The 25,578-nt window shown below is 64.7% G+C and carries 23 protein-coding genes; 16 read left to right on the plus strand and 7 right to left on the minus strand.

Features of this window, described 5'->3' with window-relative positions; all coding sequences use genetic code 11:
* Positions 1-12: 12 nt before the first annotated feature.
* Both PE058_RS09265 and PE058_RS09270 read left to right on the plus strand, forming a co-directional pair.
* A complete protein-coding gene (locus tag PE058_RS09265) occupies positions 13-756 on the plus strand; it encodes a competence/damage-inducible protein A (protein ID WP_271030407.1) in 744 nt (247 codons plus the stop codon).
* A gap of 160 nt (positions 757-916) precedes the next feature.
* Positions 917-2,086 (plus strand): septal ring lytic transglycosylase RlpA family protein, encoded by a 1,170-nt coding sequence (locus PE058_RS09270; protein WP_271030408.1) that lies wholly within the window; start codon positions 917-919, stop codon positions 2,084-2,086.
* Positions 2,087-2,184: 98 nt separating this feature from the next.
* Here PE058_RS09270 and PE058_RS09275 read toward each other — a convergent pair whose 3' ends face one another.
* The 4 genes from PE058_RS09275 to PE058_RS09290 all read right to left on the minus strand — a co-directional run bounded on the left by PE058_RS09275 (position 2,185) and on the right by PE058_RS09290 (position 7,947).
* A complete protein-coding gene (locus PE058_RS09275) occupies positions 2,185-2,802 on the minus strand; it encodes a hypothetical protein (protein ID WP_020086707.1) in 618 nt (205 codons plus the stop codon).
* 197 nt (positions 2,803-2,999) lie between these two features.
* Positions 3,000-3,350 (minus strand): hypothetical protein, encoded by a 351-nt coding sequence (locus PE058_RS09280; RefSeq protein WP_020086706.1) that lies wholly within the window; start codon positions 3,348-3,350, stop codon positions 3,000-3,002.
* A 414-nt stretch (positions 3,351-3,764) separates the two neighbouring features.
* The gene (locus PE058_RS09285) at positions 3,765-4,037 is read right to left on the minus strand and encodes a hypothetical protein (protein ID WP_020086705.1); all 273 of its coding nucleotides are present in this window, start codon (positions 4,035-4,037) and stop codon (positions 3,765-3,767) included.
* Positions 4,038-4,149: 112 nt separating this feature from the next.
* Entirely contained in the window at positions 4,150-7,947 is a 3,798-nt protein-coding gene (locus tag PE058_RS09290) for a vitamin B12-dependent ribonucleotide reductase (protein WP_020086704.1), read from the minus strand.
* Between the two features lie 659 nt (positions 7,948-8,606).
* On the opposite strand from PE058_RS09290, the gene PE058_RS09295 reads away from it, so the two are divergent.
* Together PE058_RS09295 and PE058_RS09300 are read left to right on the plus strand one after the other, a co-directional pair.
* Positions 8,607-9,014: an NADH:ubiquinone oxidoreductase subunit NDUFA12 gene (locus PE058_RS09295; RefSeq protein ID WP_020086703.1), complete on the plus strand. Its 408-nt coding sequence runs from the start codon at positions 8,607-8,609 to the stop codon at positions 9,012-9,014.
* Between the two features lie 144 nt (positions 9,015-9,158).
* Positions 9,159-9,704: a DUF2155 domain-containing protein gene (locus PE058_RS09300; RefSeq protein ID WP_020086702.1), complete on the plus strand. Its 546-nt coding sequence runs from the start codon at positions 9,159-9,161 to the stop codon at positions 9,702-9,704.
* Positions 9,705-9,950: 246 nt separating this feature from the next.
* On the opposite strand, the gene PE058_RS09305 is transcribed toward PE058_RS09300, so the two are convergent.
* Positions 9,951-10,202: a hypothetical protein gene (locus PE058_RS09305; protein WP_271030409.1), complete on the minus strand. Its 252-nt coding sequence runs from the start codon at positions 10,200-10,202 to the stop codon at positions 9,951-9,953.
* A gap of 597 nt (positions 10,203-10,799) precedes the next feature.
* Between PE058_RS09305 and PE058_RS09310 the strand changes: the two genes are divergently transcribed.
* Positions 10,800-11,066, plus strand: a complete 267-nt coding sequence (locus PE058_RS09310) for a hypothetical protein (RefSeq protein WP_020086700.1) — start codon at positions 10,800-10,802, stop codon at positions 11,064-11,066.
* A 109-nt stretch (positions 11,067-11,175) separates the two neighbouring features.
* Here PE058_RS09310 and hemB read toward each other — a convergent pair whose 3' ends face one another.
* Together hemB and PE058_RS09320 are read right to left on the minus strand one after the other, a co-directional pair.
* Entirely contained in the window at positions 11,176-12,228 is a 1,053-nt protein-coding gene (hemB, locus tag PE058_RS09315; RefSeq protein WP_271030410.1) for a porphobilinogen synthase, read from the minus strand.
* A 150-nt stretch (positions 12,229-12,378) separates the two neighbouring features.
* The gene (locus PE058_RS09320; protein WP_271030411.1) at positions 12,379-13,848 is read right to left on the minus strand and encodes an extensin-like domain-containing protein; all 1,470 of its coding nucleotides are present in this window, start codon (positions 13,846-13,848) and stop codon (positions 12,379-12,381) included.
* Between the two features lie 287 nt (positions 13,849-14,135).
* Here PE058_RS09320 and PE058_RS09325 point away from each other — a divergent pair, with 287 nt between their 5' ends.
* The 11 genes from PE058_RS09325 (at position 14,136) to nusB (ending at position 25,578) form a co-directional block, all read left to right on the plus strand.
* Positions 14,136-15,224, plus strand: a complete 1,089-nt coding sequence (locus PE058_RS09325) for an enoyl-CoA hydratase/isomerase family protein (RefSeq protein ID WP_271030412.1) — start codon at positions 14,136-14,138, stop codon at positions 15,222-15,224.
* Between the two features lie 242 nt (positions 15,225-15,466).
* Complete coding sequence (ldtR, locus tag PE058_RS09330) at positions 15,467-15,979, plus strand: transcriptional regulator LdtR (protein ID WP_020086696.1); 513 nt, start codon at positions 15,467-15,469, stop codon at positions 15,977-15,979.
* Between the two features lie 634 nt (positions 15,980-16,613).
* Complete coding sequence (locus tag PE058_RS09335) at positions 16,614-17,891, plus strand: L,D-transpeptidase family protein (protein ID WP_020086695.1); 1,278 nt, start codon at positions 16,614-16,616, stop codon at positions 17,889-17,891.
* Positions 17,892-18,202: 311 nt separating this feature from the next.
* A complete protein-coding gene (gene hemA, locus PE058_RS09340; protein ID WP_020086694.1) occupies positions 18,203-19,438 on the plus strand; it encodes a 5-aminolevulinate synthase in 1,236 nt (411 codons plus the stop codon).
* Between the two features lie 300 nt (positions 19,439-19,738).
* On the plus strand, positions 19,739-21,016 hold the full coding sequence (glyA, locus tag PE058_RS09345; RefSeq protein ID WP_020086693.1) for a serine hydroxymethyltransferase: 1,278 nt from the start codon (positions 19,739-19,741) through the stop codon (positions 21,014-21,016).
* A 125-nt stretch (positions 21,017-21,141) separates the two neighbouring features.
* The gene (nrdR, locus tag PE058_RS09350) at positions 21,142-21,633 is read left to right on the plus strand and encodes a transcriptional regulator NrdR (RefSeq protein WP_020086692.1); all 492 of its coding nucleotides are present in this window, start codon (positions 21,142-21,144) and stop codon (positions 21,631-21,633) included.
* Positions 21,634-21,660: 27 nt separating this feature from the next.
* Positions 21,661-22,773 (plus strand): bifunctional diaminohydroxyphosphoribosylaminopyrimidine deaminase/5-amino-6-(5-phosphoribosylamino)uracil reductase RibD, encoded by a 1,113-nt coding sequence (gene ribD, locus PE058_RS09355; RefSeq protein ID WP_271030413.1) that lies wholly within the window; start codon positions 21,661-21,663, stop codon positions 22,771-22,773.
* Positions 22,774-22,788: 15 nt separating this feature from the next.
* The gene (locus PE058_RS09360; protein WP_271030414.1) at positions 22,789-23,382 is read left to right on the plus strand and encodes a riboflavin synthase; all 594 of its coding nucleotides are present in this window, start codon (positions 22,789-22,791) and stop codon (positions 23,380-23,382) included.
* Positions 23,379-24,527 carry a 3,4-dihydroxy-2-butanone-4-phosphate synthase gene (gene ribB / locus PE058_RS09365; RefSeq protein ID WP_020086689.1) on the plus strand — a complete coding sequence of 383 codons (1,149 nt, stop codon included), beginning with the start codon at positions 23,379-23,381 and terminating at the stop codon, positions 24,525-24,527. Before PE058_RS09360 ends, ribB begins: the two co-directional genes overlap by 4 nt.
* A 5-nt stretch (positions 24,528-24,532) precedes the next feature.
* Positions 24,533-25,045, plus strand: a complete 513-nt coding sequence (gene ribH / locus PE058_RS09370) for a 6,7-dimethyl-8-ribityllumazine synthase (RefSeq protein ID WP_020086688.1) — start codon at positions 24,533-24,535, stop codon at positions 25,043-25,045.
* Entirely contained in the window at positions 25,042-25,578 is a 537-nt protein-coding gene (nusB, locus tag PE058_RS09375) for a transcription antitermination factor NusB (RefSeq protein ID WP_040498516.1), read from the plus strand. The genes ribH and nusB overlap by 4 nt, the downstream gene beginning before the upstream one ends.

Consider the following 25,578-nt stretch of genomic DNA (forward strand, 5'->3'; position numbering starts at 1 on the left):
GGAGATAGACTCGTGACCGGCAGCGACATCATCACGGCAGCGGTGCTCGTGATCGGCGACGAGATCCTTTCGGGGCGGACCAAGGACCGCAACATCGGCACTATCGCCGAGCACCTCACGGACATCGGCATCGCGCTCAAGGAGGTGCGGATCGTCGGAGACGACGCGGCCGATATCATTGCCGGAGTGAATGCGCTGAGGGCGCGCTACACTTATGTTTTCACGACCGGCGGCATCGGGCCGACCCACGACGACATCACCGCCGACAGCATCGGGGCTGCGTTCGGGGTCACCGTGGATGTGGACCCGCGCGCGGTGGCGCTCATGCAACCCGTCTATGCGGCGCGGGGGATCGAACTCACCTCGGCGCGGCTACGCATGGCGCGGATTCCGGCTGGGGCCGACCTCGTCGTCAACAGCGTCTCGGCCGCGCCGGGGTTCAAAATCGGCAATGTGATCGTGATGGCGGGCGTGCCGGACATCATGAAAGCGATGCTTCTTGCTGCGACACAGCAACTCAGGACCGGGCCGATAGTGAACGCTGTTTCGATTGTTGTCCGGAAGCCTGAGGGCGACATAGCCGATCTTTTTGCCGCCCATCAGCGGCTTTATCCAGACGTGGTGATGGGCAGCTATCCCTCTTTCGTGGAGGGGGATTATCGGACCGAGCTGGTCCTCCGCAGCCCCCATCCGATCCGCCTCGAGGAGGCGCGTGCAGGGCTCGAGCGCGCACTCGTGGAACGCGCATTTCTCTGAACAGCCTTAATTTGAACGGCGTGCAAAATTAACTATGCGGCAACTTTGCCGCTCGCCCTGCTGCGTTGCAGCTGCTCTTTTCGCGGCGCCACAGAGTTAACGGCAGGGGGGGCTGCCGTCTCTGGCCAATCCCGAACAGAAACAGACATGGAGCTGATCGATGAGAACCCTCACGCGCAGATTTGCGACTTTGGGTGCACACAAGATCGGACGGGTAGGACTTTCATCCCTTTCAACGGCTTTCGGCGCCTTGCTTCTGACCACCGCGCTGGGTGGCGGCGAGGCGGAGGCCAAGACGCCGGGCAAGACCTATTGCTTTCACGGCAAATGCCACCGGGTGAAGACCATTGCCGAGACGGAGGCCATGATCGGCCAGGAAGAGACCGTCTCCGCCTCGTTCTACGATTCCTGCAAGCGTGATCGCTACAATCCCTGCGGCCTCACATCTTCGGGGGAAGTGTTCCGGGCCGATGCTGCCGACAATGCGGCGAGCCCTACCTATCCGGATGGAACGACGTTGCTCGTCTGGTCTCCGGTCACGCAGGCGTCGGTCGTGCTCAGGGTCAACAACGCCGGTCCCTATTGGGGCGGGCGGAAGCTGGACGTGTCGCGCGGGGCAGCCGACAAGCTCGGCTTTTCGGGCCAGGGCGTCGCGACGCTCAAGATCCGGGTTCTGGATGCGCCGACCGCGGCTGAGGCGGCCTACAAGAAGGGCCGCAAGTACGATCCGCTGCCCGGCTATATCGGTAAGTTCGCGAGCCTCGATGAGGCCCATGCGGGTGTGGCGGCCGGCTTCGCCGTCGCCGGGCTCACGCTTCCGCCGGATCTGGCAGGCACGAGCGGCACGGCCGTCGCGCAAGCAGGCATAACGGCCGACGGCGCCGTCCAGCTCGCATCGCTCGCGGCTTCTGATGTCGTTCAGGCCGTATCCGCGCCCGCAGAGATCGCACCGGTCAAGGTTTCGGTGGCTGTGGCGGCAATGGAGCAGCCCGGTGCGGAGACGGCCGTCGAACGGCAGCCCGTGCGCCGCGCCGTGGCCGAGACCCAGAGCCGCGCCGAGCGGACGGCCTCTCGCAATTCTCGCTCGTATCGCGTGGCAGCCAAGCAGCAGAAGCGCGAGGCTGTGCGCACCAAGCCTGTCGAGGTGGCCACTCTCGAGCGTGAGCCGCAGCGCAAGTCGCGCATCGTGACGCTCGACGGCACGAACGACATGTCGGTTTTCGCGCGCCATACGCATGCCGGCATGGACCGTATTGCGCCGCAGGAGCCGATGGGCCGCCGCGCGTATTCGGCGCTGGGCCGCAGCCCGCGTGACGGCAACGACGGCTGATCGCGCCGCCGCCTAAATGAAATTCGCCCGCTCCGAGCCTCGGAGCGGGCGATTTCTTTTATCTCTTTATCTCTTTGCGCGGTTGCGGCGCCGTCTGCTCAAACTACCGCGCCCGTGGTGGGAGATGCCGGCTGGGCGGAGCCCGTCTGGCCTGCGCGCGCGGGCTGCTCGTAAAGCTCGTAGTGCGTCTCGAGCGTATCGAGGAACATCGCGACGAGATCGAGCAGTGCGCCGAGGTTCATGCGGCCCGCAACGAGGAACTGCTCCGTCACGGTGAGGCTCGCGGCCTCGAGCGGGGCGGCCGCGTCCTCGGCGATCAAGCCGCGCGAGCGGAGGTAAGCGGTCATGCCGTCACCGGTCTCGAAGGCGTTGGCGGTCTCGTCGGAGAGCTCGCTCGCGGCTTCGGCGACGATGTCGGTGCCGCTCGTGTAAAGGCGGGCGACCAGCCTGAACTCGGGCTCGGTCTTGGCGAGCTGGTGGGCGGTCTCGCGCGATTTCAGCACGCGGGCCAGCAGCACCATTTCCAGCGCGCGCGCGGCGTCGAGGGCTTCGCGCTCCTCGCGGCGCTGATCGGTGAGCCCCTCGGGCGAGCGGGCATCGCCGGCGTTCCAGCTCAGCGTGGATTTCAGAAGGTCCTCGCCGGCGGCGAGGGCAGCATCGAGATGGTCGGCCAGAAGATAGACGACGGCAGGGGCCGCGAGGCCAGCGGACGACATGAAAAGCTCCGTATCGCTTTTTGAGGCCGGGCCAAGAACTTACCTCTTTGGAACGCGATACGAGGCAGGCGGGTCTTGAAGGGCGTCTCAGTGTAGTTGAATTCAGTAACTTGCACGTCCGGGCCGATACTGAACCGATTCGGGCCGGTTGGGTGTCGCGCGCTTTCCATACTCACATGCGGAAAGCGCACTCTGGTCTAAGGTTTCGGCAACATGGACAGGAGCGTAACCAGGGCGCGCTCGACGTCCGTGCCGGTACTCGCGAGATACTGAGCGAGCGTGGAGGCTTCCGCCGCGTGCCACCGTTCCTCATGCGAGGGATGGCGCGCGATGGAGACGATGCTCGCCAGGAGCGCGTCGTCCGAGAACGCCGTGCCTATGCCGAGCTGCGTGCGGATCCGAGGGGTGAGACGCGCGAGGGTGCGAAGTATGACCGGGTCGTTGGGCCTCTCCTCGAAGACTTGGCCGTCTTCGGGGTGCGGCGGGCGCTTCCTTCCCGCGCCTGTTCCGGATGTGATCCGTGCGAGCCTGGGAATGTATGTGGTCACGGTCGACCTCGTTTGCGTCTTCCTGCTTCTTCTCCGGCTTTCTCCTCAACGTAACGCTTGAACGCCCAGGACGGCTTTGCGTTTCGACAAACCGTCTGTGCGCTGCACAGTGAGTTTCTACGTCTGCAGTACGGCCGATGATCGACGCTTCAGGCTGATGGGGTCCGAAGCGGTGGTCATGACCGTCAGCGTATTCGGAGCCTTCCTGCGCAGGCCGCCGTCACGAAGACATGCGGTCGGACGCCTGACGCGCCCCGCACGCCTTTGGCCATCTTGCGCTTTTTGCCGTCACTGTCTGTTGCGCGATGGCCCGATCCACAGGCGCGGGCGTCTGCCGGTTGTGGATTATGTGGGGAACGGGGAATAGCGGCGCAATTGGCTATGCACCTTTATTTGCTGCCAAAAGTCAGCCTTTCAATCGCGACACATCCATTGCGCGAAGGGAGCGAGCGGGCCGCCGGGTGCTGGCGCGGAGCGGACGATGGCGCGCTCTGCCTCGTCTCTGGAGGCGTAGACGCCCACGGGATCGGCGTAAGGCTGCGCTGGCGCTGATGTGTCCTCTCCCGCTGTCTCCAATCTGGCGAACGAGCCTGCGACGAGGGTCATGCCGGCCATCGCGGCGGGCCGGGCCACGTACCAGCGGCCATCGGGGAGCTCGAGAAGCTCGAAAGGAGTGGCAGGCGTCAAGGCAGGCCTCTCGGTGTTCGTGTTGCGATGTCCTCTGTGTTCCTTCCCTCGGCCGGCTTTTCTTCTTGAAACGAAAAAGGGCGGGACCTTTCGGACCCGCCCTCGTCATTCGTCACGAGCAGCCGCTCGTCGAGCCGCAGGTGTCACATTTCAGGCAGGTGCCGTTTCGCACCATCGTGAAGTTCGCGCACTCGGGGCACGAGACGCCCTCGTAGCCTCTGAGGCGCGCCTCGGCGACGCGATCGGATGTGGTGCGGGCCTTCACGACCTTCGTCTCGGAAACCGTCGTGCGGTGGAACATCACCTCCGTGTCGGACTTGAGCGCCGTGGCGCCCTCCGAGGCATAGAGCGCGGTCGCACCTTCCGAGATCGGATAGGAGGGGGCGAGATCACGCTGGAGCGACGAGAGCGACGTCTCGGTCTCGTGGTGATGGCCGCGTCCGCCCGAGGCGAGGCGCAAGTTGCCGCGCATGAAGCCCTTCGACACGACCTTGGTCACGCTCTCCGGCAGGTCGAGGTCGAGCTGCTCGTCGGTCTCCTCGTCGGAGGAGCCGAGGCCGGTCTCGCCCACGATCTCGCGCGGATCGACGTGTGCGAGGTCGTTGCGTCCCAGATAGGAGACCGCAAGCTCGCGGAAGATGTAGTCGAGGATGGAGGTGGCGTTCTTGATGGTCTCGTTGCCCTGCACGAGGCCCGCGGGCTCGAAGCGCGTGAAGGTGAAGGCCTCCACATACTCCTCAAGCGGCACGCCGTACTGCAGACCGAGCGAGATGGCGATGGCGAAGTTGTTCATCAACGAGCGGAAGGCGGCGCCCTCCTTGTGCATGTCGATGAAAATCTCGCCGAGCGCGCCGTCATCGTACTCGCCGGTGCGCAGGTACACCTTGTGGCCGCCGACGGAGGCCTTCTGGGTGTAGCCCTTGCGGCGGCCCGGCATCTTGGCCCGCTCGCGGACGTTCGCGCGGTCGTTCGCGAACTTCAGCTCGCTCTCGAGCTCGGTGACGCGCTTCGCGAGCTTCTCGGCCGCGGCCATGATGCGCTGAACCTGCGGCTTGTCCGCGGTCATCTGCTCGGCAGCGTCGTCCTGCTCGTCGACATCGTCGCCCAGCACCTGCGCGTTGAGAGGCTGCGAGAGCTTGGAGCCGTCGCGATAGAGCGCGTTGGCCTTGAGCGCGAGACGCCAGGAGAGCTGGTAGCTCGCCTTGCAGTCCTCAACCGTCGCCTCGTTCGGCATGTTGATGGTCTTCGAGATCGCACCCGAGATGAAGGGCTGCGAGGCCGCCATCATGTGGATGTGGCTGTCGACCGAGAGGTAGCGTTTGCCCTTGCGGCCGCAGGGGCTAGCGCAATCGAACACCGGGAGGTGCTCGGGCTTGACGTACGGAGCGCCTTCCAGGGTCATCGCGCCGCAGACGTGCTCGTTCGCCGCCTCGATGTCCTTCTTGGAGAACCCAAGGTAGGCCAGGAGATCGAAGGACGGCTCGTCGAGCTTCGCCGCCGGAACGTTCAGCGTGCCGGTGAGGAAGTCGTCGCCGAGCGTCCAGCGGTTGAACACGAACTTGATGTCGAAGGCGGTGCCGAGGCCCGCCTCGATCTTCTTGATGGCCTCCGGCGTGAAGCCGCGGGCCGCGAGCGAGCCATGGTTGATGGCAGGCGCCTGCGCCAGCGAGCCGTGGCCGACCGCGTAGGCTGCGATCTCCGCGATCTCGCTCTCACGGTAGCCGAGGGCACGCAGGGCCTCGGGAACCGCGCGGTTGATGATCTTGAAGTATCCGCCGCCTGCGAGCTTCTTGAACTTCACAAGAGCGAAGTCCGGCTCGATGCCCGTGGTGTCGCAGTCCATGACCAGGCCGATGGTGCCGGTTGGCGCGATCACCGTTGCCTGCGCGTTGCGGTAGCCCCACTTCTCGCCAAGGTCGATGGCGAGATCCCAAGCGTTGCGGGCAGCTTCGACGAGCGGCTGCTCGGGGCAGTTGCCGGCATCGAGCGGCACCGGTGCGATGGAGAGCTGCTCGTAGCCTTCGCTATGGCCGTAAGCCGCGCGGCGATGGTTGCGCATCACGCGCAGCATGTCGGTGCGGTTCGGCTCGAAGCCTGGGAACGGACCCAGCTCGCCCGCCATCTCGGCCGAGGTGGCGTAGGAGATGCCGGTCATCAGCGCCGAGATGGCGCCGCAGATCGCGCGGCCGGCCGCCGAGTCGTAGGGGATGCCGGAGGCCATGAGCAGGCCGCCGATGTTGGCGAAGCCGAGACCCAGCGTGCGGTAGCGATAGGAGAGCTCCGCGATTTGGCGCGAGGGGAACTGCGCCATCAGCACCGAGACCTCGAGCACGATGGTCCAGAGGCGGCAGGCGTGCTCGAAGGCTTCGATGTCGAAGCTCTTGTCGGCCTTGCGGTAGGTGAGCAGGTTCAGCGACGCCAGGTTGCAGGCCGTGTCGTCGAGGAACATGTACTCGGAGCACGGGTTCGACGCGCGGATCGGTCCCGACTGCGGGCAGGTGTGCCAGTCGTTGATGGTGGTGTGGAACTGAATGCCCGGATCGGCGGAGGCCCAGGCGGCGTGGCCAATCTGCTCCCAGAGATCGCGGGCGCGGATCGTCTTCACCGTTTTGTTGGTGGTGCGTGAGGTCAGGTTCCAGGTGCCGTCACCCTCGACGGCGCGCAGGAACTCGTCGGTGACGCGCACCGAGTTGTTGGAGTTCTGGCCGGAGACGGTGAGGTAGGCCTCGCTGTCCCAATCGGTATCGTAGATGTCGAACTCGATGTCCTTGTAGCCCTGGCGCGCGAACTGGATGACGCGCAGGACGTAGTTCATCGGCACGTCGTCGCGGCGTGCTTCCTTGATGGCGCGCTTCAAGGCCGGGTTCTTGGCGGGGTCGAAGCAACGCTCATCGTGGCTGCCGTCCACCGCGCCGCTCTCGCGCTCGCAGTTGACGCACGCCTTCATGATTGCCTTGAGGCGTTTCTGGCAGATGCGCGAGCCGGTGACGAGGGCGGCGACCTTCTGCTCCTCGCGCACCTTCCAGCCGATGTACTCCTCAATGTCCGGATGATCGACGTCGACCACAACCATCTTGGCGGCGCGGCGCGTGGTGCCGCCCGACTTGATGGCGCCGGCGGCGCGATCGCCGATCTTGAGGAAGCTCATGAGGCCCGACGAGCGACCGCCACCCGACAGCTTCTCGTTCGCGCCGCGCAGGCTCGAGAAGTTGGAGCCGGTGCCCGAGCCATACTTGAAGAGGCGCGCCTCGCGCACCCAAAGGTCCATGATGCCGTTCTCGTTCACGAGATCGTCGTTCACGGACTGGATGAAGCAGGCGTGCGGCTGGGGGTGCTCATAAGAAGAGGCTGAGACGGTGAGCTTGCCGGTCTCGAAGTCCACGTAGAAGTGACCCTGGCTCGGGCCGTCGATGCCATAAGCCCAGTGCAGGCCGGTGTTGAACCACTGCGGCGAGTTCGGCGCGCCCATCTGGCGGGCGAGCATGTAGCGGTGCTCGTCGTAGAAGGCGCGGGCGTCGTCCTCGGTGGTGAAGTAGCCGCCCTTCCAGCCCCAGTAGGTCCAGGTGCCGGCGAGACGATCGAAAACCTGGCGGGCGTCGGTCTCGCCGCCGAAGCGCTCCTTCTCGGGGAGGACAGCGAGCGCGCGCTCGTCGGGCACAGAGCGCCAGAGCCAGGACGGGATTTGCGTCTCTTCGACCTTCTTCAGGCGGCGGGGCACGCCGGCCTTGCGGAAATACTTCTGAGCGAGGATGTCGGCGGCGACCTGGCTCCAATCCTCGGGCACCTCGAAGCCTTCGAGACGGAAGACGACGGAGCCGTCGGGGTTCTTGATCTCGGATGTGGCGCGGCGGAATTCGATCGTCTCGTAGGGAGACTTTCCAGCCTGAGTGAAGCGCCGCGTAATTTTCATAGTTCCCCCTTGTGCCGTCGGCCCTTGAACCTCGTCGTGTGTCCTCATCCACACGTCTCGGCGTCCTCAGAAGCCGGCACACACTTCCCCCGCGGCCGCTGCGACACATGAAGCGCGACGGCCGAGAATGGGTGCTCGGATTGTGGGGAACGCCAAGAAACGAAACGTGGAGAGCGACTGCCGCGGCCGAGTGAAACGTGGCGGCGGCATGGCAAGACCGTATGCGATTCGGGGCGCGGGAAACAAATGGAGAGAACTAGATTTTGTGGTCGCAGCGGCAACTGCGACTATATCTAGTGGCTGTTGGCAAGTTGGGGATTGACAGCCGAGATGGCCGGAAAATGCGGGCTTGGAGCCGGATGCCTGAAAAACAGGCGTGTGTAAAAGCCCAAAAACCTGGCATCGCCGAACGCTGATCAAACGATAATCCGAGTCGGGTTCAGACGGGTATCAGGGAGTCTGTTGTAAATCTGCCGCAAAAGCTGTGTCAGCAACTTATGCGGGACGATCTTCGTCAAGAGACCCGGTCGCGGGAGGTGATAGTGGCTTTTTCGGCGGGCAGCGTTCAGGGCCGGCGGGTGGTGCGAGAGAGAATGCGCACTGGCGCTCCCGCGGCTCACGCGCTAATCCGGTGACATACAGCGCGGAGGCGATTTGGAATGGGGATTTTCAGCGAGATCTTCAGCTGGTGGGGCGGCAATACCTGGGGCACGCGGCTGACGATCGCCCGGCAGGGCAGGTATGTGGGCAGCGACTCGTTCGGCAACCGCTATTATGAGCAGCTCAAGGGCGTGGGGCCCGAAGGCCCGCTCGGCCGGCTGCGGCGCTGGGTGACGTACACCAAGCTCGCCGACCCGTCGAAGGTGCCGCCGGAGTGGCATGGCTGGCTCCATTATACCGTCGATACCCCTCCTACCGAGGAGCGCTATACGCCGAAGCCCTGGGAGAAGCCGCATCAACCCAACATGACCGGGACGCCTGGGGCCTATCGGCCGGCCGGTTCGATTCTCGGCACGGGGCATCGAGCCCGTGCTACCGGCGACTACAAGCCCTGGCGCCCCGAGTGAGGCGATCTGCGCTCGCGCCCGCCATCCAATGCGGGCGGTAAGCCTTGTGCGCGCCATCGTTGCGTCGCAGATGAGTGGAGGCGCGGGATTGCGCGCCCCAGAGCGGACCAGTCCGCGCCAGACACGAAACAGGACGAAGCTCGCATGACCGGCCGGCGGCCAGATTCCAGCCTCAGCACGACGGGAGCAGTTCGCGCAGGCGCGTGCGCTCTCTCGGCGCTGCTCGCGATCGGGGCGGGCGGCATCGCGGCCGGGGCGGCCGAACGGCTCGATAATCGCCTTGCCGTGTTTTCGGCCCTCGACAAAGTGACGGCGACCATCAAGACGCTGGAAGTGCCGATCAACGAGACGGTGCAGTTTGGCGCGCTCAAGGTGACGCCGCGGGTCTGCTACTCGCGCCCGGCCACGGAGCAGCCGAAGACCACCTCGTTCGTCGAGGTCGACGAGGTGCAGCTCGACGGGAAGGAGAAGCGGATCTTCTCGGGCTGGATGTTCGCGCAGAGCCCGGGGCTCAACGCCGTCGAGCATCCGGTGTTCGACGTGTGGCTGACCGATTGCCAGAAGCCGCGCAACGCGGTTGCGCAGCAGGCGCCGCCTGCGGTGGGAGCCGACATTCCACAAGGCGAGATCGACTCGCTCGGCCCCGAGGAAGAGCCCGCCGACATGCAGCGCCGTCGCGTGCGGCGCTAGCTTCAGCCGTATCTGGAGCACGGCTTCGCCGCGACGCCGGCGAGACGTTAGTTATGTGGACACGAACCACCGAAACCTCGGTGTCATTCCAATTGATAGCCTGAGGATTGGGTTCAACCCGGATCCGCCAAACCTAACGTCATCCCGACGCAGGTCGGGATCCACGCGAGCCTCCGCGGGTTCAACGAACCGGAAGCGCATCCCGTTCGAAACGTGTCGTGGGTGCCGGCCTTCGCCGGCATGACGTTACTGCAGCGGATTTTGCCGACCCCAAAACTCAGCCATCCGAGGCAGCTTGCCGGAACGCGGAGGACGCGCCCCCTGGATGTCCGGGTCGAGCCCGGCCATGGGGTTGGTGGAAGATGGGACACGCGGCCAGGGCTGAAACGTGCCCTGCTGGAGACATGTCTGGACCCCGATCTTCATCGGGGTGACGTTGTTTTTTGATTGCGCCGTACGCCGTTCTTCGACGTCATCCCGACGCAGGTCGGGATCCACGCGAGCCTCCGCGGGTTCAACGAACCGGAAGCGCATCCCGTTCGAAACGTGTCGTGGGTGCCGGCCTTCGCCGGCATGACGTTACTGCAGCGGATTTTGCCGACCCCAAAACTCAGCCATCCGAGGCAGCTTGCCGGAACGCGGAGGACGCGCCCCCTGGATGTCCGGGTCGAGCCCGGCCATGGAGTTGGTGGAGGATGAGACACGCGGCCCTGGGATGAAACGTGCCCTGCTCGAGACATGTCTGGGCCCCGATCTTCATCGGGGTGACGTTTTTTTTTGACTGCGGCGTGCGCCTTTCTTCTCTCGATCTGCTCCCAGAGACGCGAGCTGTGTCGATCATGACTCACATGCGCCGTTAAGTGCAGCGCCAGCGCGGTTCAATTGCGGTTTGGGGTATCGCGAATCTTTGTCCTACATCATTCTTTGTGCAATCAAATTCGCTGCGAGCGACGTGGATTTTGCACATCTGTTCCTGGTGGAACGGCAGAATCCGCGGAGGCTCGTTAGCGTGGGCGCCGATGCTGCGCTTCTGATTTCGCGGTGCTCCGTTCTGCGGATGCACTCAGGTTGTCATTCGAGACATCGGAGCCTCCAATGACCGATAACCGTTCGATCGCCTACGACGCGACGTTCATGGTTCTCTACATCGGACTTTCGGCCGCTATGGCCGTTCTGTCCGTTCTGCTGCTGGCCTTGCTGGCGCTCGAAGCGGAGTTCGGTCCGCTGCAGGTCGGCGCGGCGGTGGCCAATCTCGTCGGCTGGGCCGTGCTGCCGTTGGCGCCGTGGCTCTATCGCAAGATAGTCGGGCACCCGTTCTCCTGGCGCGCGAACGGCGCGCTCGGCGGAGACGTGGATTTCTAAAGTGTGCAATCCAATTCTCTCGGCTCGCACGCTCTAGGTATTTGGCTGGTCGCATTTTCTTACGACGGACCGGCCTCCACTTCGTCGGAAAACGCTCCGGAGCTTGTGCTTAGCCTGCGCGCGCCTGCAGAAGCTTCGCGACGCGCGGGGCAAAATAGGTGAACACGCCTGATGCGCCCGCGCGCTTGAAGGCCATGAGGCTCTCCAGGATGGCCTTCTCCTCGTCGAGATAGCCTTTCTCCGCCGCGGCCATGATCATCGCGTACTCGCCCGACACCTGATAGGCGAAGGTCGGCACCTTGAACGTCTCGGACACGCGCCTCACGATGTCGAGGTAGGGCATACCAGGCTTCACCATCACCATATCCGCGCCTTCGGAGAGATCGAGCGCGACCTCGCGGATGGCTTCGTCGCTGTTGGCGGCGTCCATCTGGTAGGTGCGCTTGTCGCCCTTGAGGAGACCTCCTGAGCCGACGGCATCGCGGAAGGGGCCGTAAAAGGCGCTCGCATACTTCGCGGCATACGACATGATCTGCGTGTTGCGGTGGCCGTTGCTTTCGAGCGCCTGGCGGATGGCGCCGATGCGGCCGTCCATCATGTCGGACGGAGCGAGGATGTCGGCGCCCGCCTCGACCTGAATCAGGGACTGACGGATGAGCGCTTCCACAGTCTCGTCGTTGGCGATCTCGCTGCCGATCAGGAGACCATCGTGGCCGTGGATCGTATAGGGATCGAGGGCCACGTCGAGAATGATGCCGATGTCGATGCCGGCATTCTTCACGGCCCGCGTCGCGCGGCAGACGAGGTTATCGGCGTTGAAGGCTTCGCGTGCGTCGTCGGTGCGCAGCTTCACATCGGTGTTGGGAAAAAGCGCGATGGCGGGAATGCCGAGCCCGGCGGCTGTCCGGGCGGCTTCCACCACGAGATCGACGGAGAGGCGTTCGACGCCGGGCATCGAGGCGACTGGCTCGCGCCTGGCTTCGCCTTCGATCACGAACAAGGGCCAGATGAGATCGGCCGGGCTCAGCGTGCTCTCGGCGACGAGGCGGCGTGACCAGCCAGACCGGCGGTTGCGCCGCATCCGGACGGCCGGATAGCTGGCGGCGGGAAGCGATTGAGTAGAAGTTGCGGTCGGCTCGGAAGGTGCTTTGGAACGGGTCACGCGGAAGCCTCGGAGATTGGAGCCGTTACGCGGGCGCGCTTCGGCAGTGTGGCGCGACCATCCCGCCTTGCGGGGCGGCGCGCAAGGGGGCGAAATGGCGATCAGTAAACCGGCGCGCCCGGGAGACCGTCGGTTAAGGACGGGCACCCGCTAATCGCAGATCTTGCGGACTTTGCGTTCGGCCATGTCCACGTGGAAATGGTTGCGGTGCGCTTCGTTGGCCTCGGGACCGAGAGTGGTGCCGAAGATGCGGCAGCCGGCGGCGTGAGCTTCGTGCAGGAACTTGCTGGTGGGCGTCTTGGGGGCCGGGGCGACTGCCGGTTGGTCCTCGGCGCCGGGCGGCGGGAGCGATGCGGTGGTCTCCGGCTCGGCGTTCCCTTGCTTTTTCTTGGCCGCGTCCTTCTTGGCGCCCTTCTGTTTCTTATCCTCGATGGGCCTGATCTCGACCTTGGTCTCGACCGCGTTCTTCGGGCCGCCCAGACGCGTCGGGGCCATGCCGAAGCCTTCCTTCGAGACGGAGGCGGGGAGCGCGAGCGAGGGATCGAGGTGCTTGGTGGGCAAGCCTTCGATAAGCGTCTTTCTCGGAAGCGGCGAGTTGGTGGTCTCGGACTTGGCCGCGACCTCGGCCGCTTCGGCGCGCTCCTTGCTCGCCTTCTCGGCGGCGAGCTTCACGGCTTCCGCCTTGGCTGCGGCCGCCTTCGCCGCGGCGATCTGCTTCTCCACGTCGCGCTTGGTCTGGCCCCAGTCGGCCAGCACGACGGCGTGATCGCCTTTGCGCGTGGTGAAGCCGCGAATGTCGAGCGCGTTGGCTTTGCCATGCTCGGAGAGCTTGTTGCCGATGCGGCCGTAGGCCATGCGGCAGGAATAGTCGCTCATCGATTCCATGCGGATCACTTCCGATCCGAGATGGCGGCGGGCGAGGGGCTGGACCTCGTCCTTCATCCATTTGGTGAGTGCCACGACCATGTCGCAGGTGACGACGGCTGGAGGTGAAAGCGAGACCTCCGGGTTCTTGCCGATGGAGATGAGGCGCACGGGAGCCATAGTTCCGCAGTCGCCCTTGCGGAAGGGCGCTTCGGGGACGGTGACTGCATCGACGCCCTTGAGGAGCTGGGTGCAGCGGGCGCGGGCCAGCTCGACATCGACGGCGGGCCATTCGGTGGCGATCAGAGGTTTCTTGGGCGCGGTCTCGGCTGCTTTTCCGGCAGGCTGCTCGCCCGCCTTGATGCCATTGGCCGTTGTCGCGGCGCCCTTGCCGTCGGTTGCGGCTTTGTTGGCGTCCGCGGGCGTACCGTCCTGCTTCGCCGGTTCCGCTGCCTGCTTGGTGTCGTCGTTGGTGGCGTTTTTCTTGCCGGCGGACTTCGAGGATTTGCCGTCCGCTCCGGCGGTGTCCGTCTTCTCGCCGTCCTTGCGTGCCTTTTTGCTACGCGTGGTTTTGTCCGGCGCGAGCGCGTCTTTTGCGGCCGACGTCGCTTTCGCAGCCGCGGTCTTGGCGTCGATGACGATCGTCTCGAAGGCGTTGGTCACAGTGCCCGAAATAGAGCGATCGGCCGCGTTCGCCACGGCCGCGCCAGCGCTACACAGAGAGAAGATCGCAACGGCGTGCCGAAACCGCATCATAGGCGCGTCCTTGAGGCTCTTCGGATGCCTGCGGGCGAGCTTTAACACCTGCAGGCGTGCGGGAAATTTCCAGACTCCGCATCGAGCCGCGAAGTCGCGCTGCGAATCATGCAGCCAGTTTCATCTCAACGAGGAAGCCTGTATAGCCGCAAATTGTGGCTCAACAAGGCGACTGTCCCCACTTATCACATTGGCAGACCAGGGACGTTTTGGTAGGGCGCAGAGCGCATTTTTTGGGTTTGTGCTGCTTGGGTGCGGCAACGGGTGCTTCACTGCGGGGCGAGGGAATGGCCGAGACGGCAGACGAGACGCTGAAAGTCGAAATCACGGGCTCGCTTGCGCTCGTGACCTTGGCACGTCCCAAGGCGCTCAACGCGCTGACACAGCATATGCGGACCAAGCTATCAGAACGGCTGTGGGCGGCAGCGCGCGATCCGCAAGTCTATGCGGTGGCGATTCAGTCGGAAAGCCCGCGTGCGTTCTCGTCCGGCTCCGACGTGCGCGAGGTGATCGGGCTTGCACGCGCGGAGATGGAGGCAGGGCTCAAGACGTTCGCCGACGAATACTCGCTCAACTGGCAGTGCGAGTGCTTTTCGAAGCCCACGGTGCCCTTGATCAACGGAATGGTGATGGGCGGCGGCGTGGGGATCTCGCAGTACGGCACCCACCGCGTCGCGGGGGAGGGCTATTCCTTCGCCATGCCGGAGACGCTGATCGGGCTCTTTCCGGACGTGGGCGTGTGCCATGTGTTCGCGCGCCTGCCGGATCATGTGGGCATCTATCTCGGCCTCACGGGCCGCAGCATCGGGCGGGCGGACGCCTATGCGCTGGGCCTCGTAACGCACTGCATCGATCAGGCGGAGTTCGAGGCGATCAAGGCGGCGCTCGCGGATACCTGGCCGGTCGATACGGTGCTGGACGAGCGGCACAAGGATCCTGGTGAGGGCGCGCTTTTGCCCTATCGCGAGTTGATCGACCGTTGCTTCTCGGCGCCGAGCGTCGAGGAGATCGTGGCGCGCCTCGAAGCCGTGCAGGGCGTTCATCGCGATTGGGCGGGAGAGCTTGTCGCCAATCTCCGCCATCGCTCGCCGCTCGCGCTCAAGGTCACGCACCGGCATATCCGCGACAGCAAGGCGCGCGATCTCAGGGAGACGCTCCGGGCCGACTATCGGATCGCGACGCGTTTTCTCGAAGCCAACGGCGATTTCTACGAGGGCGTGCGTGCAGCGCTGATCGACAAGGACGGAGCGCCGCGCTGGACTCCGGCGCGGCTCGAGGACGTAACGGATGCCATGGTGGCGGCGTACTTCGCGCCGCTCGGTGCGCGGGATCTTGCATTGCCGACGCGCGAGGACATGCAGAAGGCGCGCGCGTGAAAGCGCGTTTTGTAGATTCAGCCCCTTGACGCCGGCTATGCGCCCACCTGTCTCGACCCCGACCTCCGTCGGGGTGACGGCGAAGCTTGTCGCTGTGATCCGCATAGACGTCGCCTCGTGTTGAGGCTGAGATTTACCTGCTATTTACCGCATCAATTGAGCTAATTTTTATCGGTCTCGCTTAGCCTGCACTGAGAACCGGAAAACCGGTCGCGTCAAACAGGTTAGTAAGGCAGGGTAATATGAGCACCGCACTCAACGCGGGGCGCCAGCGAGCGCCCGTGGATCAGGATCCTACTCTTCGTTCGGAGTACGTTCAGAGCCTCCATCTCATCGAGAGACTGCATCGCTTGCTGCTCGATGTCATCAAGGACGAGTTTGACCGCAACGGCAGCTCGGACCTCAACGCCGTGCAGGCGCTCCTTCTGTACAATATGGGCGATAACGAGCTGACAGCCGGCGAGCTCAAGAGCCGCGGCTACTACATGGGCTCGAACGTCTCGTACAATCTCAAGAAGCTCGTCGAGATGGGCTACATCGACTACGAGCGCAGCGAGAGCGACAAGCGCAGCGTGCGCGTCTCGCTTTCGGCCAAGGGCCGCCAGGCCTCGGAAGTGGTTCATCGCCTCTATCAGCGCCAGCTCGGCTCGGTCGAGACGGTGGCGCAGGTTTCGGGCGAGGAGCTCAAGGGCCTCAACAAGGCGCTGGGCCGCCTCGAGAGGTTCTGGACGGATCAGATCCGTTTCCGCCTCTAGTCTCACGACGCGTGCCTTGGGGGCGGGCACGTGCTGGATCGGTGGCAAGGGGGTGCGCGGGGGCGTGCCCCTTTGTCGTTTGCGGAGGGGCGCGCAACCGAATCGCGGGGCGATGATGGACCGGGCGGCGTGGCGCAGCCCGATCGGATCACAGCTGGATCCGGGGCGATGTCCACATTCCAGAGGTGTTCGTGCGGATGTAGAGGTGCCCGGGCTCGACCCGCAGAAAATGGGTGGGCGCTTGTGCGGGCGGCTCCGCGGTGCGCGGCCCTCCGTGGGGATTTATCAAGGATAAGAGCCCCCTGCATCGTGACCTGGGGGTGAGGGACTCTGGGGACGGCTGGATTTCCGGCCTAGCACTCAGACGGCGGACGTCCCGGGCGGGTAGGGGTTCCTACTTGTGGCAGGCCCGCACCACGTCGAATGCAGCCCGGCGCCGGGGGCTTTTTGTCCGGTCCGGATCATGTAATTGTCCCGGCAAAACGGCGTTATCCTGTTTCCGTATCAAAGCATGCGCAGGTCGGGGTCGATGGCGCGTGCTTTCCGGCACAGGCAGGTTTGCGCACGGTCGAGTCGATGTGCTGAAGGCGGCGCCCACGCAACAGGAGATGGGCGATTTCTGGCGGGGGGCTCCATGGCGATATCGTTCAAGCTCGGCACGGGATTGATGCTCGGAGCTTTGGCGGCCGCATCTTTGACCGCACCTGCTCGTGCCAACGACAACTGGCTCTCGTTCGGACCCGTGAGCGGAAGCGGGAGCAGTGCGAGCGATCCGACGACGGAGCGTGAAGCGCTGAAGGAGTTCGAGCGCAATCCGCCCGCGGGCCTTCCCACTCTCTCCCCAGCCAACATCGAGGCCACCAAAGCCGCTATCGCGCGCTACAAGGAGATCGTTGCGGCAGGCGGGTGGAAGCCTGTGCCCGATGCCGTGGTCAAGCCGGACGAGCAGCATTTTGCGATCGTGGAGCTGCGTGACCGCCTGATCGTCTCAGGCGAGTTGCCCGCGGATCAGGCTGGCGGCGAGACGCTCGACGGAAAGCTGGTGGAGGCGCTCAAGGCCTATCAGGCAACGAACGGACTTACGCCAAACGGCCGGCTCGACAAGCCGACGATCGCCGCGCTCAACGTTTCGGCCGAGGACAGGCTCAAGCAGCTCGAGACCAACCTCAAGCGGCTCGCGGAGCTGACCCAGGTGGTCAAGCCGCAGCGCAAGTATGTCGTGGTCAACATTCCGGCCGCGCAGGTGGAAGCCGTTGCGCTCAATCGCGTGATCACGCGCCACACTGGCGTCGTCGGCAAGGTGGACCGGCCGACGCCGCTCCTGCGCTCGACGATCACGGAGATGAATTTCAATCCGATCTGGCGCCTTCCGCCGACGGTGATCCAGAAGGATCTCATTCCCCAGGGCCGCGAGATGCAGGCCGAGGGCAAGAACGTGCTCGTCAAAACGGGCATCGAGGCCTACGACGGGAACGGCAAGAAGGTCGATCCGGAGAAGATCGACTGGAACTCGTCGGCACCGAAGTCGTACTCGTACCGGCAGCCGCCCGGAAAGGACAACCCGCTCGGGTTCGTGAAGATCAACTTCGCCTCAGGCGAGTCGGTCTACATGCACGACAGTCCGTCGGAGGGTCTGTTCGGCCGCAATTTCCGAGCAGCAAGCTCGGGATGCATTCGCGTCCACAACATCGAGCGGCTCGCTTACTGGCTGCTCGGGCAGAACGACGGCTGGGACGAGGACAAGATCGCTGCGATGAAGCAGACCGGCGAGCGCAAGGATGTGCGGCTCGCTACTCCCGTGCCGCTGCATTTCGTGTACATCACCGCCTGGGCGACCGAGGACGGGGTCATCCAGTTCCGCCGCGATCTCTATAGCCGGGACGGCGTGGCGGAGATCGCGACTTCCTATTGAGAAGCGGGCTCTCACCGCGCGGGTGCGACCTGTTCGCCGCGAGGCCGATGGGGCTGAGCAACTTGACCGATGTCAATGCGATCGAGCCTGCCATGCCTCAATCAGGATGCACGGCACGCTTATGGTTTCCCAGGGGGGCGACGGGGCTCCAAATCCCGGCCCATTGTTTCCCCGAACAGCCGAAAAAGCTGGGGTTGCCGCGACATTAGAACGGTTGCAATGTAACACTATCCGAGGGATGCTAGCCTAAAAGGCAGTCTGCCGTTACATACAGCGGCAGTTCTGACGAACAAAGGTTCGAGGAAACGTCGATGGTGGACTATGCGAGGCACTTCAAGGCATCACTCGATGCGATCAGGCGGGAAGGTCGCTACCGGGTTTTCGCCGATGTGAAGCGCCGCCGAGGTGCGTTTCCTGCTGCTGAACATGTGACGAGCGCGGGCACCAAGCCGATCGTCGTGTGGTGCTCCAACGACTATCTCGGCATGGGCCAGCACCCCAAGGTGGTGGCGGCCATGCACGAGGCGATCGACTCGGTTGGCGCCGGTTCGGGCGGCACACGCAACATCTCCGGTACCACCCATTATCACGTCGAGCTCGAGCATGAGATCGCCGATCTCCATGGCAAGGAGCAGGCGCTGCTGTTCACCTCGGCCTACGTCGCCAACGAGGCCGCGCTCTCGACGCTGGCCAAGCTGCTGCCGGGCTGCGTGATCTTCTCCGACGAAAAGAATCACGCTTCGATGATCGAAGGCATCCGTCACGGCGGCAGCGAGAAGCGCATCTTCCGCCACAACGACGTGGCCGATCTCGAAGCAAAGCTGAAACAGGTTCCGGCCGGCACGCCGAAGATCATCGCCTTCGAGAGCGTGTATTCGATGGACGGACACATCGCTCCGATCGGTGCGATCTGCGATCTCGCCGAGAAATACGGCGCGCTGACCTATCTCGACGAGGTGCACGCCGTCGGCATGTACGGCCCGCGCGGCGGCGGCATCGCGGAGCGTGACAACGTCATGCACCGCGTCGACATCGTCAACGGCACGCTGGCCAAGGGCTTCGGCGTGATGGGCGGCTATATCGCCGGCACGCGGGATCTCTGCGATGCGATCCGCTCGTTCGCACCCGGCTTCATCTTCACCACTTCGCTGGCTCCGGCCATCGCGGCCGGCGCACTCGCCAGCATCCGGCATCTCAAGAGCAGCTCGCTCGAGCGGGCCCGTCACCAGGAGCGCGCGAAGGCGCTCAAGACCCGCCTTCTGGCCGCGGGGCTCCCGGTGTTCCAGAACCAGAGCCATATCGTGCCCGTGCTTATCGGCGACCCGGTTCACTGCAAAGAGGTGACCGACCGTCTTCTCGAGACGCATGGCATCTACGTGCAGCCGATCAACTATCCGACCGTTCCGCGCGGAACGGAGCGCATTCGCCTTACGCCCGGCCCGCATCACACCGATGCGCAGATGGACGAGCTTACGGAAGCCCTGCGCATGCTTTGGGCCGCGTGCCCTGCAGCCGTGGGCAAGACGGGCAAGCTTGCTGCCGAGTAAATATTTTTTCATGGCTTGCGGGCGGTGGCAGCTTTGTCGCCGCCCGTTTGCTTTTGCCTATCTTGCGAAGATCTTCACAGAAATCCCTGTTGCGCTGCACATCGCCGGTGGGTGCGACGGAGACTTCCTTGTTGCTTTCGCTTGACGCATGGTAAGGGCATTCGCGAGCGTTTGCCGTGGCACCATTGTACTTTCGTCATACAAGGAGCTGGCTGCAACGGTTCTCCGATTTCGTAAATGAATTCAGTGCTATCGCCACCCTCCCCATCAAAATCTCAGCCGACACCACGAGGAAACGTCATGTCGAACACCGCCCGCTTCTTCAAATCTCATCTTGCCGAGACCGATCCGGAAGTCGCGTCGGCGATCGACAAGGAGCTGGGGCGCCAGCAGCACGAGATCGAGCTCATCGCCTCCGAGAACATCGTCTCCAAGGCGGTGCTCGAGGCCGCGGGCAGCGTGCTGACCAACAAGTACGCCGAAGGCTATCCGGGCAAGCGCTACTATGGCGGCTGCCAGTACGTGGACATCGTCGAGGACCTGGCGATCGAGCGCGCCAAGAAGATCTTCGGCTGCGGCTTCGCGAACGTGCAGCCGAACTCCGGCTCGCAGGCCAACCAGGGCGTGTTCAACGCGCTCGCCAAGCCGGGTGACACCATCCTCGGCCTCAACCTGGCTCACGGCGGCCACCTCACGCACGGCGCGACGGTCAACCAGTCGGGCAAGTGGTTCAAGGCGGTGCACTATCAGGTCGAGCCCGAAACGCACCGCATCGACATGAACAAGGTGCGCGAGATCGCCAAGGCCGAGAAGCCGCGCATCATCATCGCGGGCGGCTCCGCCTATCCGCGCCAGTTCGACTTCGCCGCGTTCCGCTCGATCGCGGACGAGGTCGGCGCGCACCTCATGGTGGACATGGCGCACTTCGCGGGCCTCGTCGCTGCCGGTGAGCATCCCTCGCCGTTCCCGCACGCTCACGTCGTCACCACGACCACCCACAAGACGCTGCGCGGTCCGCGCGGTGGCATGATCCTCACCAACGACGAGGACATCGCGAAGAAGGTCAACTCGGCCATCTTCCCCGGCATCCAGGGCGGTCCGCTGATGCATGTCATCGCCGGCAAGGCTGTGGCGTTCGGCGAGATCCTGACGCCGGAGTTCAAGGCCTATGCGAAGCAGGTGATCGTCAACGCTAAGGCGATGGGCGAGGTTCTCGTCAACGCCGGCTTCGCGCTCGTCTCGGGCGGCACCGATACGCACCTCATCCTCGTCGACCTGCGTCCGAAGAAGCTCACGGGCAACATCTCGGAGAAGTCGATGGGCCGCGCGCACATCACCTGCAACAAGAACGGTGTTCCGTTCGATCCCGAGAAGCCGATGGTCACCTCGGGCATCCGTCTCGGCGCACCGGCCGGCACGACCCGCGGCTTCGGCGAAGCGGAGTTCCGCGACATCGGCCGCATGATTGCCGAGGTCCTGGAGGGGCTCGCCAAGAACGGCGAAGCCGGCAACGGCGCCGTCGAGGAGAAGATCAAGGCCGAGGCCACGGCGCTCTGCAAGCGCTTCCCGATCTACTGATCTCCGCCTTTCGTCTCTCTCAGCGGGAGATGTGAAGGAGCCGTTTCAATGCGGCGGGACTTGCACTAGAAGAAGGCGCCGGAGCGGTTCGCTCCGGCGCCTTTCATTTCAGGAGACCGCCAGACATGCGTTGTCCGTATTGCTCCTGCGAGGAGACGCAGGTGAAGGACAGCCGGCCGACGGAGGAGAACGCCGCCATCCGCCGCCGCCGCGTGTGCCCGGATTGCGGCGGCCGCTTCACCACGTTCGAGCGCGTGCAGCTTCGCGAGCTGACCGTCGTCAAGCGGTCGGGACGCAAGGTTCCGTTCGATCGCGACAAGCTGTTGAAGTCGGTCGAGGTGGCACTGAGGAAGCGGCCGATCGAGAGCGAGCGCATCGACCGCATGGTGTCGGGAATCGTGCGCCAGCTCGAAAGCACCGGTGAGACGGAGATTCCGTCCTCGACCATCGGCACGTTCGTCATGGACGGTCTTCGCGCGCTCGATCCCGTGGCCTACGTGCGTTTCGCTTCCGTCTATCGCGATTTCCGTGAGGCCGCCGATTTCCAGGAAGTGCTCGGCGAGATCGCGCGCGACGATGGCCCCGATGATGCGCATCGGGCGGCGAAGAAGCACTAGTGGGCAGTTAGGCAGCAGGCAGTCGCCGTGGATTTTTCGCCGTTCGATCAGCACATGATGGACATCGCGCTCACGCTCGCGCGGCGGGGGCTCGGCACGACTGCGCCCAACCCTTCGGTGGGCGCGGTGATCGCGGATGAGAGCACGGGTGAGCTGATTGCACGCGGCGTCACGCAGCCAGGCGGGCGGCCACACGCGGAGACGGAAGCGTTGCGCCGCGCGGGAGCGCGTGCCCGCGATGCCACGCTCTACGTGACGCTCGAGCCGTGCGCGCACCACGGAAAGACGCCACCCTGCGCGGATGCCGTGGTTGCGGGCGGCATCCGTCGCGTCGTCATCGGCGTCGGCGATCCGGACCCGCGCACGAAAGGACACGGCATCCAGCGTCTCAGGGATGCCGGCATTGCGGTTGAAACCGGTTTGAGGGGCGAGGAGGCGCGCTGGGCGACGCTGGGGCATATTCTCCGCATCACGGAGCGGCGCCCCTTCGTGCAGCTCAAGATGGCCTTGTCGGCCGCGGGTGCTGTGCCACGCGGCGCCGATGGGAAGGCCCTGTTCGTCACGGGACCGGAGGCGCGGGCGCAGGGGCATTATTTACGCGCGGCTTGCGATGCCATTCTGGTCGGCGGCCAGACGGTTCGCGATGACGATCCCGACCTTACATGCCGTCTGCCGGGGCTTGCGGAGCGCTCACCGGTCCGCGTGGTGCTCTCGCGCTCGCTCGGCTTGTCTGCCGGCGCCAAGCTCGTGCGTACGGCGCGAAGCGTGCCGCTGTGGATCGTCGCGGGTGAGGATGCCGATCCGGCACGCGCGGGAGAGCTCGAAGCGGCGGGTGCGAGGATTTTCCGTCTTCCTGTCTCAGGTCATGGGATCGCGCCGCGCGATGTGCTGGGATTGCTGTCGGACGAGGGGATCACACGGCTGCTCGTCGAAGGTGGAGCTGCAATCTGGAAGGCATTTTCGCAGGAAAAGCTCGCGGACGAGGTCGTTCTGTTTCAAGCGGGATCAGGCGAGGCCGAGGTGCCGGCCGTGGAGCTTGCCGCGCGTCTCGCTCCGGGGCTAGATCTCGATCTCGCGCGGCGGCGCCGGGTGGGGGCCGACACGATGTCGGTCCTCCGGGTGCGGACGCCGCGCTCATGAGCGGGGAGCGTTAGAGTGTTTACGGGAATTATCACGGACGTCGGCGAGCTGATCGGCCGGGAAGGCGGACGCTTCGCGATCCGCTCGCGGTATGCGGCCGACGGCATCGCGCTCGGCGCATCGATCGCCTGCGACGGCTGCTGCCTTTCGGTGGTGACGCTGCGGGCCGATGGCGCGGGCTCGGCCTTCACGGTCGACGTCTCCAACGAGACGCTGTCCAAGACCACGCTCGGGAGCTGGCAAGTGGGCCGGCGGATCAATCTGGAGCGTGCCCTCAAGGCGGGCGACGAACTCGGCGGACATATCGTCTCGGGTCACGTGGACGGCGTGGGCCAGATTATCGACATGCGGGCCGATGGAGAGAGCATTCGCGTGCTCATCGAGCTGCCCCAGGCGCTTGCGCCCTATGCGGCGCCGAAAGGCTCGATTGCACTTGACGGGACCTCCCTCACCGTTAACGAGGTGAGCGGAAACCGCTTCGGCGTCAATCTGATCCCCGTGACCTTGACCGAGACGACGTGGGGGCGCAAAAAGCCCGGCGACGAGGTCAACGTGGAGATCGACCTCTTTGCGCGCTATGTGGCGCGGATCATGGAGTTTCGGGTGTGAGCACCGGTCTCGGTAAAATTACGCAGTCGGAAATTGCCGGCTTCCTGTCGTCCACCGCGGAGATCGTGGAGGACATGCTGAACGGGCGCATGGTCATCCTCGTTGACGCGGAGCATCGCGAGAACGAGGGCGATCTCGTGATCCCCGCGCAGATGGCGACGCCGGATGCCGTCAACTTCATGGCCAAGCACGGCCGCGGCCTCATCTGCCTCACGCTGATGCAGACCAGGGCGCAGGAGCTCGGGCTCGAGTTCATGGTGCGGACCAAGGCGGCGCGCGAGCGCACGGCCTTCACGCAATCGATCGAAGCACGCGAAGGCGTTTCGACGGGCATCTCGGCGCATGATCGCGCGCGTACGATCGCGACGGCGATCGATGCCACCAAGGGCGCCAACGATCTCGTTTCGCCAGGGCATGTGTTTCCGCTCGTCGCGCGCGAGGGCGGCGTGCTGATCCGCGCGGGTCATACGGAAGCATCCGTCGATCTCGCACGTCTCGCCGGTCTCTATCCGGCGGCGGTGATCTGCGAGATCATGAACGAAGACGGCACCATGGCGCGGATGCCGGATCTCATTCCGTTCGCACAGCGGCACGGTCTCAAGATCGGCACCATCGAGGATCTCATCGCCTACCGGCTGAAGCACGACCGGCTGGTGAAGCAGGTCGCGCGCACGCAGGTGGACACGTCACTTGGCGGCACGTTCGATCTCCGCGTGTTCACGACGACGGTCGAGCCGGTCGAGCATCTGGCGCTGGTGAAGGGCGACATCAGTCCCTCTGGCGGGCCTGTGCTCGTGCGTGTTCATGCCGTGAACGTGCTCGGCGATCTTCTGGGCATCGCGGGGGATCATGGCGCCGTCGCGAAGTCCATCCGCGCCATCGAGCGCGAGGGGCGCGGCGTGATCGTGCTGATCCGCGATCTCGGTCCGAAGAGCGTTTCGGAATGGGTTGGCCGCCGGTCCAAGGCCGATGCGGGAGAGAAGGCTGCACGCGGACGCCGGCAGGTAGAGATCGGCGTCGGCTCGCAGATTTTGAGGGAGCTCGGCGTTGCCGACATGGTGCTGCTCACCAATGCGCCGGACGACGTGTACGTCGGCCTCGAGGCCTATGGGCTGCGCATCGTCGGCACGCGGGCAATCGAGTAGTTGAAATGGTCAAAGACGATAATCGCAAACGTATCGAGATGGAGCTGCATTCCGGTGGCTCCGCGCGCATCCTCATCATCGAGGCGCCCTACTATCAGGAAGTGACGAACGAGCTGGTTGCCGGCGCGCGGGCGGTGCTCGATGCGGCGGGCGTTGGCTACGACCGTGTTCCGGTGCCGGGTGCGCTCGAAATTCCGCAGGCATTCCGCCAGGCTGTTTCGGCGGGTCTGTTCACGGGCGGGGCGAAGCCCGTCTATGCAGGCGCCATCGTGCTCGGCTGCGTGATCCGCGGAGAGACGTCGCACTACGACATCGTGTGCAACAACACCAATCATTGGCTGATGGAAACGGCGATCCAGCACGACATTCCCGTCGGCAACGGCGTGCTGACCGTCGACACGGAAGCGCAGGCACTTGCGCGCGCGCGTGGCGGTGCGGAGGGCAAGGGCGGCGATGCGGCGCGGGCGTGCCTCCGGCTCATCTGGCTCGCGCAGACATTCAGGCAGCGCGCATCATGAGCAGCGCTCCCCGCAGAAAGAAATCTACCGGCGATGGTCCGAAACCGCGCACGGTTTCGCGCATGGCTGCCGTGCAGGCGCTCTACCAGATGGATCTGGCGGGCACCGATGCCGGCGAGGTGATCGAGCAGTTCAACTCGCCGCCGCCTTCGCCGCCGGAAGGCGCGCCCGAGCCAGAGCCTGATGCCGACAGCATGACGAGCCTCGAGGGCGCGGACGCGACGTTCTTCGCGGACGTCGTGAAGGGCGTGGTGCGTAGACAGCGCGAGATCGATCCGCTGGTGGACCAGCAGCTTCGGACCGGCTGGCGGCTGGTGCGCGTCGACTCGATCCTGCGTGCGATCCTCCGCGCGGGCGTATTCGAGACGCTCGAGCGCAGCGACGTGCCCGCACGCGTGATCATCAACGAGTACATCAACATCGCGAAGGCGTTCTTCGAGGGCGACGAGCCGAAGGTCGTCAATGGCGTGCTCGACAGGATCGCGCACAAGCTGCGTGCGAAAGAATTTACGACGCCGGGCGACGGGGAGTAG

Origin of the sequence: Hyphomicrobium sp. DMF-1 (genome assembly GCF_027886585.1) — a bacterium.
Lineage (GTDB): Bacteria > Pseudomonadota > Alphaproteobacteria > Rhizobiales > Hyphomicrobiaceae > Hyphomicrobium_C > Hyphomicrobium_C zavarzinii.